The sequence below is a fragment of the Ensifer sp. 4252 genome (assembly GCF_050434565.1).
Taxonomy (GTDB): domain Bacteria; phylum Pseudomonadota; class Alphaproteobacteria; order Rhizobiales; family Rhizobiaceae; genus Ensifer.
The window spans coordinates 1-14,958 of record NZ_JBNDIU010000051.1; the positions used below are offsets into that span (position 1 = coordinate 1).

Genomic DNA, 14,958 nt, shown 5'->3' on the forward strand with positions numbered 1-14,958 from the left:
CGCGAGACGGCGCTGAGGATGTGGACGGAAAAGGTCACCTGGTTTTCCAACGAGGAGGGCAAGAAGGGCCGGATCGAAAACGGCCAGTTCGCCGACCTCGTCGTCCCCGACAAGGATTTCTTTTCCTGCGCCGAAGACGAGATCTCCTTCCTGACCTCGGACCTCACCATGGTCGGCGGCAAGATCGTCTACGCCGCCGGCGACTTCAAGGCGCTCGATGAAAACGACGTCCCGCCGGCCATGCCCGACTGGTCGCCGGTGCGCAGCTTCAAAGGCTATGCCGCCTGGGGTGAACCGGAAGGGGCCGGCAAACGAAGCCTTCGCCGCACCGCGATCTCGACCTGCGGATGCCTGAACGATTGCAATGTCCACGGTCACGACCATGCCGGCGCCTGGACCTCGAAACTGCCGATCGCCGATCTCAAGGGTTTCTTCGGGGCGCTCGGCTGCGCCTGCTGGGCTGTGTGAGAGAGGAGCCGCAATGACATATTCCCCGTCGATCGCGACGCGACTGGCAGCCGGCGTGCGGCCGTTTCTGACCATGCCCGCCATTCGGTTCATCGCTCACCTGGGGCTCTGCGCCGCCTATATCCAGGGGCCGTTGACGAAGATCTTCGATTTTGACGCCGCCATTGGCGAGATGAATCATTTCGGGCTGCAGCCTGCCGCTTTGTTCGCGGTGGCGGTGATCGTGTTTGAACTGCTCGCCTCGGCGATGATCCTCGCCGGTATTCTGCGCTGGCTGGCGGCGCTTGGCCTTGCCGCGTTCACGCTCGCCGCTACCTTTATCGCCTTGCGCTTCTGGGAGCTGGCCCCGGGCCAGGAACGGTTCATGGCGACCAACGCGTTCTTTGAGCATCTGGGTCTGGCCGGCGCCTTCCTGCTGGTCGCGTGGTACGATCTTGACCGTCGAAACGAGGCGGGAGGCGAAAGGCGGTCATGACACAGAACGTCACCTCGCCGCCGGGCACTAGCGGCTTTGCGCCCCTGCGCCAACCCGTCTTCGCCGTCCTTTGGGTGGCCACCGTCATCGGCAATACCGGCAGCTTCATCCGCGACGTCGCCAGTTCATGGCTGGTGACCGATCTCTCCGGCGCTCCGGCGGCCGTTGCCATGGTTCAGGCGGCGGCGACGTTGCCGATCTTCCTGCTTGCGATACCTGCGGGCGTTCTGTCTGATATCCTTGATCGCCGCCGGTTCCTGATCGTCATCCAGCTTCTGCTGGCGTCGGTCAGCATCGGGCTCATGCTGCTTTCGGCAACTGGCTTGCAGTCCGTCAGCTCGCTCGTGGCGCTGACCTTTCTTGGCGGCATTGGTGCGGCACTGATGGCGCCCACCTGGCAGTCGATCGTTCCCGAACTCGTCACGCGGCAGGAGTTGAAGAGTGCCGTTGCTCTGAACTCGCTCGGCATCAACATCTCGCGTGCCATCGGGCCTGCTGTCGGCGGGTTGATCCTTGCGAGCTTCGGTGCGGCCATCACCTATGCGACCGACGTTGCGAGCTATCTCTTCGTCATCGCGGCCCTGCTCTGGTGGCGGCGTGCACCGGGTGCGGATGACGCCTTGTCGGAAAAGTTCGCCGGCGCGTTTCGTGCGGGTCTGCGCTATGCGCGCGCCAGCCGCGAACTGCACGTGGTGCTGCTGCGCGCTGCCGTCTTCTTCGCGTTTTCGAGCGCCGTCTGGGCGCTGCTGCCACTCGTCGCACGCAACCTGCTTGGTGGGGATGCCGGCTTTTACGGCGTCCTTCTCGGTGCCGTCGGTGCCGGCGCGATCGGTGGCGCTCTCGTCATGCCGCGGCTGCGCCGGCTCCTCAGCGCAGATGGGCTGTTGCTCGCTGCCGCGCTGACGACAGCCTTCGTCATGGCGGGGCTGTCGTTTGCTCCGCCGCAATGGGTGGCAATCGTCCTTTTGCTCAGCCTCGGGGCCGCATGGATAGCGGCGCTGACGACGCTCAACGGCACGGCCCAGGCGATCCTGCCGAACTGGGTGCGCGGTCGGGCGCTTGCGGTCTACCTCACCGTGTTCAACGGCGCGATGACCGCCGGAAGCTTGGCCTGGGGCGCCATAGCCGAACTTATTGGCGTTCCAGCGACGCTTCTGGTCGGCGCCACCGGGCTTGCGGCCGTGGGCGTGGTGTTTCACCTCGTCAAGCTGCCGACCGGCGAGGCAGATCTGGTCGCTTCCAACCATTGGCCTGAGCCGTTGACCGCATCGCCGGTCGACAATGACCGCGGCCCTGTGCTGATTACCATCCAATATCGCGTCGATCCTGCCGATCGGCAGGCATTCACGAGCGCGCTTTACAGGCTTTCTTCGGAACGGCGGCGGGACGGTGCCTATGGCTGGGGCGTGACGGAAGACACTGCTGACCCCGAGATCATGGTCGAGTGGTTCTTCGTCGAATCCTGGGCCGAGCACCTGCGTCAGCATCGGCGGGTCTCCAAGGCAGATGCCGATCTGCAGCAGGAGGTGCGCAAGTTCCATCGCGGCGACGCGGCTCCCCTGGTTCGCCACCTGCTGACCGTTGCCCCGGAACGATCGACGCAGGCGAGAGACAACATCAAGGAAACGCCATGACAGATTGGAACGCGCTTTTTCCAGTTGCCCGCCGCGCCGTGCTCAAGGCCGGCGGCGCGGTTGGCGCCAGCCTGCTTCTGCCCGGCCTCGGCCTTGGCGCCCAGACCCTGATCTCAACTTCAGATGGAGAGACACCCATGAGTTTCATCACCACCAAGGACGGCACCAACATCTTCTACAAGGATTGGGGCAAGGGACAGCCGATCGTCTTCTCCCATGGCTGGCCGCTAACGGGCGAAGCTTGGGAAGCCCAGATGCTGTTCTTCGGGCAGAACGGCTACCGTGTCATCGCCCATGATCGGCGCGGCCATGGTCGTTCGGATCAGCCGTGGGACGGCAACAACATGGATCAGTATGCCGACGATCTGGCCGAACTGATTGAGAAACTCGATCTGAAAGAGGCCATCCTGATCGGGCATTCGACCGGCGGCGGTGAGGTATCCCACTATGTCGGCCGTCACGGCAGCGGCCGTGTTGCCAAGGTGGTTCTCGTCGGCGCGGTCCCTCCGCTCATGCTCAAAACTGCCGAAAACCCAGAAGGCACCCCCATTGAGGTTTTCGATGGCATCCGCAAGGGCACGGCAAGCGATCGTTCGCAGTTCTTCAAGGAGCTCACTCTGCCCTTTTACGGCTTCAACCTCGAAGGCGCGAAGATGAATGAAGGGCTTCGCGAATCCTTTTGGCTTCAGGGCATGGTCGGCTCGATCAAGGGCCACTATGATTGCATCCGCGAATTCTCCGAGGTCGACTATACCGACGACCTGAAGAAGATCGATCGCCCGACGCTGGTGATCCACGGCGATAACGACCAGATCGTTCCGTTTGCCGCCTCCGGCGCAAAGACGGCCAAGATCGTCAAAGACGCCAAGCTCATCGTCTACAAGGGTGGAGCGCATGGCCTCGCCCAGATCGAACCCGACAGGTTCAACGCCGACGTTCTGGCCTTCATCAAGGCTTGATATCGGGCGTGCCTCCGTCATGCAGGCGATGGAGCCGGATTTTCGATCCGGCTCCATCAATTGTCCGGCAAAGGCTGAACAAAGCGGATGGATGGGTTGCACGGTTGCCGCCGTAGGCGCCATGGCAGCGACCTACAGCGCCGCGCGTCTCAGACGCGCAAAGGTTACTGTAGCACTTTGAATTGCTGCATGTTTTTATCCTTAAATCGAATACGATTTAAGCAAACATGCACTAGGCAGCCTGTGGCAGCGGCCCGACATAAATGGAGCGCGGGCGGATCAGGCGACCTTTGAGTACCTGCTCGCGTGCGTGCGCAATCCAACCGATGGTGCGGCCGACGGCGAAGACGCCGGTGAAGGCATCCCGCGGGAAGCCCAACGCATCGAGCAGCAGTGCCGTATAAAATTCAACATTGACGTCGAGCGGCCGATCCGGCTTGCGCTCCTTCAGGATCGTAAGCGCCGCCTGCTCGACTGCGCTTGCAAGCTCGGTGCGTTCCCGATCAACCTGACCGGCGTCTACCAGGGGCTTCAGAGCAAGTTTCAGCGCATCGGCGCGGGGATCGCGGACGCGGTATACTCTATGGCCGAACCCCATCAGGCGTTCGCCGCGATCAAGCGCCTGGTTGAGCCATGCTTTCGCGTTCTCCTGTGTTCCGATCGAATCCAGCATGTCCAATACCGGTCCGGGCGCGCCGCCATGAAGTGGGCCCTTGAGGGCGCCGATCGCCCCGAGAACCGATGAGGTGAGGCCGGCTCCAGTGGAAGCGATCACCCTCGAAGCGAAAGTCGAAGCGTTAAGGCCATGGTCGGAAATCGTCACGAGATAGGCATCAAGTGCTTTGATCTTTTCCGCGCTCGGCATCCTGCCGTCAAGCATTGCCAGAATGTCCGCCGATTGGGAGAGCGACGGCGATGGGGCAACCGGTTCGTCGCCATTCTTCAGGCGCAGGATTGCCGGCAGGAAGACGGCGGGTGCAGCAAGCAGGCGGAGCGCGGCCTTAAGATCGTCACCGTCCGGCAGCCGCGCGACGAGTGCGCGCATGATGTCGACGGGTGGCAATTCCAGCATATCGTCGTCGATAGTCCGGATATGTGCGAAGACATCTGTCCGCATATGCCCCAGGCGTTGGCGCAGGTCCTCCTGCTGCAGGTTTCCCTCGATCAGGCCGTCAAGCAGAAGGGCAATGATATCTTCATAGCTCGCGCCCTCAACCAGGTGCTCGAGGGACACACCGCGGATGATCAGTCGACCCGCCTCGCCATCCACATCGGAAAGCTGCGTTTCGGCGGCAACGACATCTTCAAGTCCGTTTTTCATAGACGTTTCTCCTTTACCGGAAGAATGGTCCCGCGTAGATGTGTTGACGTCAATCTTGATAAATTCGATCAATATGAAAACGCTCTGGATCACCGCTGAGGAGGCGCTCAGCCAACTCGGCACCAAACCGCAGACACTTTATGCGAATGTCAGCCGCGGGCGCATACGCGCCAAGCCTGATCCGCTCGACTCGCGCCGCAGCCTTTATCAGGCTGATGATGTGAGGCGGCTTGCGGAGCGTCACGCCGGCCGCCCGCGCGCATCGGCCGTCGCAGCCGAGGCGATCCGCTGGGGCGATCCGGTCCTGCCGACGACGATCTCCAGCATTGCCGACGGACGGTTGTCTTACCGTGGCCATGACGCGGTCGAACTCTCGTTGAGAGCCGACCTGGAACAGGTCGCGGCCCTGCTCTGGCAAGCACCGACAGTCGCTGTTCATGCGGCCAATGGTGCGTTGGCGGATCGATCTCGTTTGGCCGCAGCTTTTGTCAGCCTTGCCGCGCGGGTGGCTGACGACCTGCCGGCTCTTGGTCGTGCCTCGCCCATCCTCAGGATTGAGGCCGCCGATGTGTTGTCGACCGTGGCGGCGGCGCTGGCGCCGTGGCCGGAGCCGCTGCCTTTGCATCGGCGGCTGGCACTCGGCTGGAAACGACCGGCGGCGATCGAACCCATCCGAAAGGCGCTGGTGTTAACGGCGGAGCACGAACTCAATGTTTCCGCGTTTGCGGCACGCGTCACCGCCTCGTCTGGTGCGGCTCTTTCGGCTGCTGTCCTCTCCGGACTTGCGACGCTGACAGGTCCCCGCCATGGCGGGGCCTGGCTCAGCGTCACGCAGCTTGTAGAGCGGTCGAACGCCGTTGGCGTCCGGGAGGCGATACGCGGCATGCTGGGTTCGGAAGGGGTCGTCCGGGCCTTCGGCCACCGGCTCTATCCCCACGGCGATCCACGCGCCAAGGCGATCATGGCAAGTTTCGAGGCGCCGCCCCTCTATGGTCTTTTGGCCGAAGCAGGCGAAGACCTTCTTGGCGAGCCGGCTAACATCGACTTCGCACTGGCCTCGCTCGCCGCCGCCTTCGATCTGCCCGACGAGGCGCCGATGGTGATCTTCGCGCTGTCGCGCACGGTCGGCTGGCTTGCCCATGCCCTGGAGCAGGTGGAAAGCGGACACCTGATCCGCCCACGAGCACGCTACGCCGGAAAGTGAAATGTGCGCTGAAGCCGTTCGACCTCGTCTCCCCGGCCGCCATCCTGCGAAATGGGTCAGCGATGGCTAGCAAGGCGGCCAATCCTTGGCGTGCGGCTGCATAGGGCAATGCGATCCGCCGAAGTGATCGTCATGACGCGCCACATCGAGGATTTCGAAGACGGGCCGTGCCTATTAGTTTATTTTCAAGATCAATTCCCCCGCTTTGTGAATTGGAGCTAATCATCGGCTTGAGCTAGCGTCTGAACTCAGATGCTCATGGCTTTTCGCAAAGGACCGTGCTCAGCCTGCGGCAATGGGCAATGAACGTGCGCGTTGCCGGTGAGGGTTCGACCTTTCGGTAGGCTGCAGCAAGCTCCGACCTGATGGAGCAACCGGAAACCGGCACGTAGACAATGTTTGGCAGCCGCACGCATTCAAGCGACTGCGGCACGAGCGCGACGCCGAGCCCCACCGCCACCATGCTGGCAATGGTCGTGAAGTCTCTTCCCCTGCTATCGATATTGGGTTTGAAGCCGGCCTCCTGGCAGGCCACCAGCGTATTGCGGTGAAAGCCGACATCGGCCGGTTGTCGCGGTGTGATGAATACTTCGTCGCGCAGCAAGGCGAGATCGACGGTCGGCAGGTCGGCCAACCGATGCGAGTGGGGCAGGGCGACGACGAAACGCTCCTGCAGCATCAGCGTTGTGACGATGCCGTTCGGGATGGCCGCCGGAGGGCGAATAAAGCCGAAATCCAGCGTCCCTTCCGCAATCTTCTGCAACTGCAGCCGCATCTCGATCTCAATGAGGTTCAGTTCGACGCCGGGATGGCTCTCGCGAAACCGGGCCAATGTTTCGATCAAGACGCCGGTATAGGCGGCCGATGCGACATAGCCGACCGAAATGCGACCACTCTCACCACGCGCTGCACGCGTGACTGCTGCCGATGCCGCTTCGCATTGGGTAAGGATCTTGTATGCCTCTTCGAGGAAGATCTGGCCGGCCAGGGTCAAGCGCACCGATCGTCGACTGCGGTCGAGCAGCGACGCGCCGGTGATGGCTTCCAGCTTCAGCATCTGCTGGCTGAGGCCCGGTTGTGCGATGCCGAGCCGAGCGGCTGCCCGCTCGAAATTCTGCTCTTCGGCCAGGGCAACGAAATACCTGAGATGTCGCAGTTCGAAGTTTGCCGCCTGGCTCATCAGCCATATCCCGTTTCATAAGTGCGGGTTCTGAATTTTCCGCGTTCATCCTATTGGACCAGCGCTTCGATCCCGTCTACTAAGATGACTAACATTGTCAAGTTTTATCGACGAGAAAGATCGAGAGGACCGTCCGTGCACTGGAACAAAGCGTCTGGCCTGACGTTCGCATCGCTCTTGGGCTCAACTGCCATGGTTGTTGGTGTTGCCGCTGCACAGGATGCGGCAAGGCCTACGGCACTTGCTCCCATTGCCGTCAGCGCCGATCGCAAGGAAGATCCCAGGGGACCAATCAAGGGGTACGTGGCCAAGACCGCCACGACCGCCACCAAGACCGGAACGCCGCTTCTGGAGACGCCGCAGTCGATATCCGTCATCACCGCCGACCAGATGAAGGCGCAGGGCGTCGAGACGCTCGGCCAGGCGCTTGGCTATAGCGCCGGTGTCTCGGGCGAGCCGTATGGTGCGGATGCCCGTTTCGATGCGCCGCGCATTCGCGGCTTCGACGGTCGTCAATCCCAGTTCCTGAACGGGTTGCGCCAGATGCGCACCGCAGGTGCACCGCCATTCGAGATTTACGGACTTGAAAGGGTGGAAGTGCTGCGGGGGCCCGCCTCGGTGATGTTCGGCCAGGGCAATCCGGGCGGTATCATCAACCTGAGCAGCAAGCGTCCTGTCTTTGAACCATTCGGCGAAATCGGGGTTCAGCTCGGCAACTACGACACCTATGGAACGTTCTTCGACGTTGGCGGCCCCGTGATCGACGACGGGGACTTCGCCTACCGGCTCACAGGCGTCGCCCGCCGCGCGAACCAGCAGGTCGAACAGCTCGACAACGACCGCTACTTCATCGCGCCCGCGGTGACATGGAAGCCGGACGAGGGTACGACACTTACGATCCTGACGAGCCTGCAGCACGACAATCCGAGTTCTCCTTCGGCCCTGCCGGTCGCGCTGACGCTCAATTCATCTAATCCGCTCGGCCCCGATTTCTACGTCGGCGATGAAAGCTTCGATCGCTCGAACCGCAACCAGGCGAATTTCGGCTACGAGTTTGAGCACGAGTTCGACGACCAATGGACGTTCCGCCAGAACCTGCGCTACTCCAACCTCGACTGGAAGTACCAGGCGCTCGGCATGTCGTCGCTGACCGGCGGAGTGCTGCCCGACGGCGTCACCATCCGTAGAAACGCCACGTTCCAGGACGAACAGCTGAACACGTTCAGTGTCGACAACAACCTGCAGGGCGAATTCTCGACCGGCGCGGTGGAGCATACGCTGCTCGTCGGCCTCGACTACCGATACTTCAACAACAACGTCACCACCCAGTTCTTTCAGGCGACGCCGCTCAACTCCCAGAATCCTGTCTATGGCGGGCCGATCGTGTTGTCGCCAACGGCAACGACCAACACGGCCGTCGACTCCCAAATGACCCAGGTCGGTCTCTACATCCAGGACGAGCTTGCCTATGAGAACTGGCGGGCGACGCTTGGCTTGCGCCAGGACTGGGCGAAGACGCAGGGCACGTCGACCAACCGAAACACCGGCGTCGCAAGGCCGCTCGACAAGGATGACCACAAGCTGACCGGCCGGACTGGTCTGGCTTACGTCTTCGACAACGGCATCGCGCCTTATGTCAGCTATTCCACCTCCTTCGAGCCCGTTCCGGTTCCTGCGACCGGCGGCCCGCTCGAACCGACGAGCGGCGAGCAAACCGAGATCGGCGTGAAGTACCAGCCTGACGGATGGAACGGGTTCCTGACGGCCGCCCTTTATGACCTGCGACAGAAGAACGTGCCGACTCAGGTGCCGAACGGTTCGGGGGGCGTGATGACGGCCCAGATCGGCGAAGTACGGGTGCGTGGCCTGGAGCTCGAAGGCGTGGCGAGCCTTTCGGAGGGACTGGATCTGAGAGCAGCCTATACCTATACCGACACGGAGATCATCGGCGGCGCGGATAACGGCAATCGGCTCGACAACGTGCCGACGAATACCGCGAGCCTCTGGCTGGACTACACGTTCGAGGAAGGCTCGGTGGCCGAAGGCTTCGGCATTGGCGGCGGCGTGCGCTACGTCGGTGAACGTTACGGCAACACGGCAAACACCTATGAGCTTGATGCCGTGGCACTGCTTGATGCCTCGGTCCACTATCAAAAGGACAATATCAAGGCTTCGCTCAATCTGGCAAATCTCACCGACAAGGAATATCTCTCGAGCTGCGGGACGTTCGGTTGCACCTATGGCAATGGACGCACCGTGATGGGCCGTTTGAGCCTGTCCTGGTGAGGGTGTAGCGACAGGCAGGCATGGTGACCGAAGCGATAAATGCGTTCCAGTTGACGCGCCGGAAGATGCTTTCGCTAATGGCGCTTGCGTCCTTTCCGAAGGCTGCCTCGGCGCAGGCCTATGCGCGCATTGCGGCGATCGATTGGGCGATGCTGGAGACGGTGATGGCGCTGGGTGTCACGCCCATCGCCGCGACGGAGCTCATCCAGTTTCGAAGCGACGCAGTCGAGCCCGCGATCCCTGCCAGCGTGGCCGACCTTGGCCTGAGGGGATCGCCGAATTTCGAGTATCTGTTTCTGCTGAAACCGGATCTCATCCTCATTTCTCCCTTTTACGCGCGGCAGCGGGCAAGGCTCGAAGGGATCGCGCCTGTCGTCTCGATGCCGTTTTACGAGCGTGGCGAGCCACCCTATGAAAAGGCTCTCCTGGCGGTGAGTGCGCTCGGAAAGCTGCTTTCGCGCGAAGCGGAAGCAGAGCGCGTTCTCGACCGGCAAGCGCGCACGCTCGCCGATTTGCGCGCACGTCTGGTGGTCGCATCGCAAACGCCTGTCTACGTCATCAATATCGGTGACGCCCGGCACTTTCGTGCGTTCGGTTCCGATAGCATGTTCGGTGATATTCTCGTGCGCCTTGGACTGACGAACGCTTGGGCGGACCAATCAAAGTTCACCTTCGCCGCGCCGGTTCCGCTGGAGACGCTGGCATCGCGACCCGATGCGCGCATCGTTGTCGTATCGGAGGTTCCGGTGCAGGCGAGGACAACGCTTCGAAACAGCATGATCTGGCGTTCGCTTGAGCCGGTGCGCAAGGGCCGGCTGCACTTCCTCGATAACGTCAATCCCTATGGCGGCATCTGTGCCGGCATGCGCTTTGCCCGGCTGCTGGCCGAGGCATTGGCACCAGGGCCGAGTGCTCCATGACGCGCCCCGCCTACCTCCTTTCCGCAATCGTTCTGGCGATCGGGCTCCAGACCTATGTCCTCTTGTCGTTCCTGCCTATCCATCAGTGGCCGGGCTGGCCGTTCGCACCGGACGGGATGGATACCAACCAGATCATTCTTGCCTATGCGCTGACGCCGAGGGGCGCGGTTGCATTCCTCGCCGGTGCCGCGCTCGGCTTGGCCGGGAGCCTGTTTCAGCAGGTTCTACGCAACCCGATCGCGGACGCGTCGACGCTTGGCATCTCCTCCGGCGCTCAACTGACGATCGTTGCGGCGACCCTCTTTGCGCCGGCTTTGGTCGATACCAACCGGGAGCTTGTGGCATTGGCCGGCGCCGCTGCCGCGGGCGCTATCGTGTTCACGCTCGGTGGTCGGCGCAACTTCGAACCGGTCGCGATGGTCATATCGGGGTTGCTCGTCGGTATCACCGCGAGCGCGGTTTCGGCCGCGCTAACCTTGTCGCGCGGCGAATACCTGATGTCACTCGTCACCTGGAGCGGCGGGTCGCTCAGCCAGCAGGATTGGTCGGCGGCGCAATCGCTGGCACTGCTGCTGACGGTTTGCTCGGTTCTTGCCATCGCGCTCACGCGTCCCTTGAACCTGCTCGGCCTTGGCGACGCCGCTGCCGCTTCGCTCGGCGTCTCGGTCGTCTGGATCCGGGTGATGGTTGCGACCATCGGCGTCGTTCTGTGCGCCGGTGTATCGGCAAGCGTCGGGCTCGTCGGTTTTATCGGTCTGGCCGCACCCCATCTCGTGCGGGCGTCTGGCGCCAGAAGCCCGGTGGCGGCGACCATGCTCGCGCCTGTTGCCGGCGGGTTGCTGCTCTGGATCTGTGACGGCGTCATTCAGATCGTGTCGGGTGCGTCAGGCGAGAACTTCCCAACAGGCGCGATTACCGCATTGATCGGTGGCCCATTGCTGTTGATCCTGCTCCCGAAAATCAGGAGCGGCCCGCACTCGGAAACCGGACAAGCCGTCGAAATTCGCAATCCCATGTTGGCCTTGAAGCTGGGTATCGCAGCGCTGGTCGTGATCGCCGTCCTGGCCATCGGTGTCGGGCGTCAGCAGGATGGCTGGTTCTGGCTGTCGGCCGCCGACCTGCAGGATATCCTGCCGATGCGCTGGCCGCGCCTGCTCGCCGCCTGCGCGGCCGGCGGGTTGCTCGCCTTGGCCGGCGCATTGCTGCAGCGATTGACGGTCAACCCAATGGCCAGCCCAGAAGTGCTCGGCGTCAGCGGCGGTGCAGGCATCGGCTTTGCGGCCGTTCTGACGTTGGTCCCGTTGGCGGGGCAGCCCGAGCTGTTCGTCGGCGCGGGTCTCGGCGCTGGTCTCGCGGCGGTCCTGGTCCTTGTCTACGCGCAACGGAGAAACCTCGAGTCGGGCGGTTTGCTGCTTGCCGGCGTCGCCATCAGTTCCATCAGCTCATCGATACTCGGCGCCCTGATGGCCGTCGGCGACCAGCGTGCCTGGCAGATCCTCAATTGGCTCGGCGGGTCGGCCGCCACGGTGGGTGCCGGGCCATCGTTGTTTTTGGCGCTGACAAGTGTGCTGGCATTGCTTGCCACCCTCGTTCTGTCTCGCTGGCTGGCTCTGCTCCCGCTCGGCGACGCCGTCAATACGGCGCTTGGCGTTCCGCAACGTTGGGCGCGGACGAGCATCTTGTTGATTGCCGCGGCGGCAACAGGGGCAGCGTCTCTGCTGGTCGGACCATTAAGTTTCGTCGGGCTGATGGGCCCGCATATCGCCTATCATTCAGGTTTTGTGACGGCTCGCCAGCATGTGCTTGCCTCGTTCGTGCTTGGAGCCATGCTGATGGCGGCAGCGGATTTCGGTTCCCGCACGATTGCCTTTCCCTATGAATTACCGTTGGGGCTGTTCGCAGCCCTCGTCGGTGCACCCTACCTGATCTGGCAACTGGGCAGGGAGAAATGAGCATGCGACATCTTCCGGCTCTGCCTGCGCCCTTTACCGACTGCGTCGCGCTGGTCGCGGTTGATCCCGGCACTCGATGCATGCCGCTGAAAGCGCTGCTCGACGACAAGACGGCAATCGAGCGCGGCGTCGATGGCATCCTCCGGAAATGGGGTCCGGGGGATCGCCTCGCCGCAGCCTCGCTGTGGTCCTACGGATATTTCTCGCGTCTTTTGCGGCCGTTCTTCGCCTATGGCGTCTTGACCGAGCGCTGGCTCGACATTCGCCCCCACCAGGTGGCGACTGAATTGTCCAGCATGGCGACGGTTTCTCGGTTCATCGTGCCGGGCACACTCGAGCTCGAGCCGGCCCTGACATCGATAATCGAGCATGTGGACTTGATCGTCGACGAATGCTGCGAGCGAACCGGGACGAAGGAGCGATTGCATCGCAGCAACGCCGAATTCGTCTTCTGGCGCTCGATGCACCTGCTGTCTGCCGCAGCGGCGGGCAGTGGCAAAGACGAACTGCTGGAGACGGTACGCGATGGCATCCTTGCACGCCGTCCGAGGTTCGCAAGCACCGTTTCCTACGATGACCGGAGCCCGCCGGTCAGGCGCGTCTGTTGTTTGCGTGACCGGCTTTCGGCGCTTGACCGCTGCCAGGTGGCTTGTCCTCTGTCGATGCCGCGCCGCACCCGCACCAGATCATGTGGACATCAGGGGGTAACATGCTCCAGTCAATGACGCGCGGCGACAGCAACCAACCGCCAGAATCCGATCGCTTTCCCCCGGGGTGGAAGCGGCCAGCCTCAGCTGAAGCAATGAGGAGGAGTTGCCTATGACAGCCGTGCAGCAGGCGCTTGACGCAGCTTTGCCGAGTATCCCGGCCATGTTCGCCATCGAGCAGGTTTCATTCGATATCGGCGGTCGTGAACTTTTGGCGCGCGTGTCATTCCAGCTCGGCAAAGGGCAGGTTCACGGCTTGATCGGGCATAACGGATCGGGCAAGTCGACGCTTCTCAAGATACTGGCGCGACAGTACCGTCCCAGCCATGGCCGCGTCGCTTACGATGGCGTTGCTCTGGACCAGATGGACAGCCGCGCCTTCGCCCGGAAAGTCGCCTATCTGCCGCAGCAGACCCCGCCGGCTCCGGGGCTGCTCGTCAAGGAGCTCGTTGCTTTCGGGCGCTACCCCTGGCACGGGGCCTTGGGCCGCTTCGGCGCCGAAGATAGACGCAAGGTCGACGAGGCGATCGAACTGACCGATATCGCAGATTTTGCGAACCGACCGGTCGACATGCTGTCCGGCGGCGAGCGACAACGCTGCTGGCTGGCGATGCTGGTCGCCCAGGACGCGGACTGCCTGTTGCTGGATGAGCCGATCTCGGCTCTCGATATCGCCCACCAGATCGAGGTTCTGACGCTTGTCCGTCGGCTCGCGGCGGAACGGAACACCGGCGTCGTGATCGTGCTGCACGATATCAATATGGCCGCGCGGTTCTGTGATGAAATCGTCGCGCTTCATTCGGGGCAACAGGTCGCGCAAGGCCGGCCCTCCGACATCATGACACCGGAGCGTCTGCGCCGGATATATGGCGTCGACATGGACGTCTTCAGCCGGCCGGGCAGTGCGCTGGCGGCACTGCCGCAATTTTTGCCGTTGTGACTTGCCCCCGTGTGATGACCCTTATGAGATCTGCTCGGGCGGTCCATTTCGCGTCGATGGCGCCTTCAAACACAGTGTGAACGCCGGCCCAGGAAGGGCCGGCCATTTCATGTCTTACACGACGTCTATCCGCACATCGCGCGCACGATTTTGCCAGTGGCCGGATCCGTTTCGATCGTCACGCGCTCCTGCCGAAAATCCATCGTAGCCGGGTCCCCGGGCTTCAGCTGCCGGACGATCGTCGCACCCGTTATCCGTTTTGCGTCCTCATCGGAAATCCTGTCTTTTCCGGGCAAGGTCTCCGCAACCTCGGGCTTGCAAGGCCCTGCCGCTTGGGGAGCCGTGGATTCGGGTTCCTTCTGGCAACCGGCGGCCGCAAGCAGGAGAAGACTTGCGGCAAGTGCAGCGAATTGACGGGCGTAAATCAAAGGCACAATCCTTTCATGTCGAAAGTGTCGAACAATCAAACGAATAAGGCGGCAGCGAGACGCTTGCGGCGGCGACCTTGCCAACTATCTGAACGGCGTCGAAGGCATGCTCGAGAAGCTCGCGAATGGCGCGGCAGCGCGCGCATCGATTTGCAGCCTGACCTTTGCCAAGACCCTTCTGCAGACGATCAGCAGCGGGGTAGGGCGCTTACGGTTCGTTTCCATATCCCATTTTTCTCCATCCATATCGATTAGGGGACTGGAGGGAACGGATTCTTCGGGCATCTTCAACTTGGGAAAACTCAAGGCCTTGGCGTCCTGATTCAGGCCCTAAGAGCAGTTTATGTCATTTCTGCAAAATTGCCTGTTGACACCCACGCTGCGGCTCCTCTATAAGCCCGATCACTGACGAGGGCGGCGGCGCTGCTGGCGACGATGTCCTTCGTTCTAGAGGTTTCCTTGATTGGCGGATGCTGATTGGCTG

13 protein-coding genes are annotated in these 14,958 nt (G+C 62.3%); 10 read left to right on the forward strand and 3 right to left on the reverse strand.

The window, feature by feature from the left end; genetic code table 11:
• The 4 genes from ABIE33_RS35395 to ABIE33_RS35410 all read left to right on the forward strand — a co-directional run.
• On the forward strand, positions 1-468 hold a 468-nt coding region (locus tag ABIE33_RS35395), incomplete at its 5' end, for an amidohydrolase family protein (protein WP_429133734.1).
• Positions 469-541: 73 nt separating this feature from the next.
• On the forward strand, positions 542-943 hold the full coding sequence (locus tag ABIE33_RS35400; RefSeq protein ID WP_429133753.1) for a DoxX family protein: 402 nt from the start codon (positions 542-544) through the stop codon (positions 941-943).
• Positions 940-2,577, forward strand: a complete 1,638-nt coding sequence (locus ABIE33_RS35405) for an MFS transporter (RefSeq protein ID WP_429133736.1) — start codon at positions 940-942, stop codon at positions 2,575-2,577. Before ABIE33_RS35400 ends, ABIE33_RS35405 begins: the two co-directional genes overlap by 4 nt.
• Positions 2,578-2,714: 137 nt before the next feature.
• On the forward strand, positions 2,715-3,536 hold the full coding sequence (locus ABIE33_RS35410) for an alpha/beta fold hydrolase (RefSeq protein ID WP_429133754.1): 822 nt from the start codon (positions 2,715-2,717) through the stop codon (positions 3,534-3,536).
• 232 nt (positions 3,537-3,768) lie between these two features.
• Here the strand turns inward: ABIE33_RS35410 and ABIE33_RS35415 are convergent, their stop codons facing one another.
• Complete coding sequence (locus ABIE33_RS35415) at positions 3,769-4,857, reverse strand: citrate synthase/methylcitrate synthase (protein ID WP_429133738.1); 1,089 nt, start codon at positions 4,855-4,857, stop codon at positions 3,769-3,771.
• 73 nt (positions 4,858-4,930) lie between these two features.
• Between ABIE33_RS35415 and ABIE33_RS35420 the strand changes: the two genes are divergently transcribed.
• On the forward strand, positions 4,931-6,061 hold the full coding sequence (locus tag ABIE33_RS35420; protein ID WP_429133740.1) for a citrate synthase: 1,131 nt from the start codon (positions 4,931-4,933) through the stop codon (positions 6,059-6,061).
• A 256-nt stretch (positions 6,062-6,317) separates the two neighbouring features.
• Here ABIE33_RS35420 and ABIE33_RS35425 read toward each other — a convergent pair whose 3' ends face one another.
• Complete coding sequence (locus ABIE33_RS35425) at positions 6,318-7,241, reverse strand: LysR family transcriptional regulator (protein ID WP_429133742.1); 924 nt, start codon at positions 7,239-7,241, stop codon at positions 6,318-6,320.
• Positions 7,242-7,433: 192 nt separating this feature from the next.
• On the opposite strand from ABIE33_RS35425, the gene ABIE33_RS35430 reads away from it, so the two are divergent.
• From ABIE33_RS35430 to ABIE33_RS35450, 5 genes are all read left to right on the forward strand, one after another.
• On the forward strand, positions 7,434-9,527 hold the full coding sequence (locus ABIE33_RS35430; RefSeq protein WP_429133744.1) for a TonB-dependent siderophore receptor: 2,094 nt from the start codon (positions 7,434-7,436) through the stop codon (positions 9,525-9,527).
• 65 nt (positions 9,528-9,592) lie between these two features.
• Positions 9,593-10,447: an iron-siderophore ABC transporter substrate-binding protein gene (locus tag ABIE33_RS35435; RefSeq protein ID WP_429133756.1), complete on the forward strand. Its 855-nt coding sequence runs from the start codon at positions 9,593-9,595 to the stop codon at positions 10,445-10,447.
• Positions 10,444-12,399 carry a Fe(3+)-hydroxamate ABC transporter permease FhuB gene (gene fhuB / locus ABIE33_RS35440; protein WP_429133746.1) on the forward strand — a complete coding sequence of 652 codons (1,956 nt, stop codon included), beginning with the start codon at positions 10,444-10,446 and terminating at the stop codon, positions 12,397-12,399. Before ABIE33_RS35435 ends, fhuB begins: the two co-directional genes overlap by 4 nt.
• A 2-nt stretch (positions 12,400-12,401) precedes the next feature.
• On the forward strand, positions 12,402-13,124 hold the full coding sequence (locus ABIE33_RS35445) for a hypothetical protein (protein WP_429133748.1): 723 nt from the start codon (positions 12,402-12,404) through the stop codon (positions 13,122-13,124).
• Between the two features lie 94 nt (positions 13,125-13,218).
• Positions 13,219-14,046, forward strand: coding sequence for an ABC transporter ATP-binding protein (locus ABIE33_RS35450; protein ID WP_429133750.1), 828 nt, complete (start codon positions 13,219-13,221; stop codon positions 14,044-14,046).
• 125 nt (positions 14,047-14,171) lie between these two features.
• Here ABIE33_RS35450 and ABIE33_RS35455 read toward each other — a convergent pair whose 3' ends face one another.
• The gene (locus ABIE33_RS35455; protein ID WP_429133751.1) at positions 14,172-14,480 is read right to left on the reverse strand and encodes an I78 family peptidase inhibitor; all 309 of its coding nucleotides are present in this window, start codon (positions 14,478-14,480) and stop codon (positions 14,172-14,174) included.
• Between the last annotated feature and the right edge of the window lie 478 nt (positions 14,481-14,958).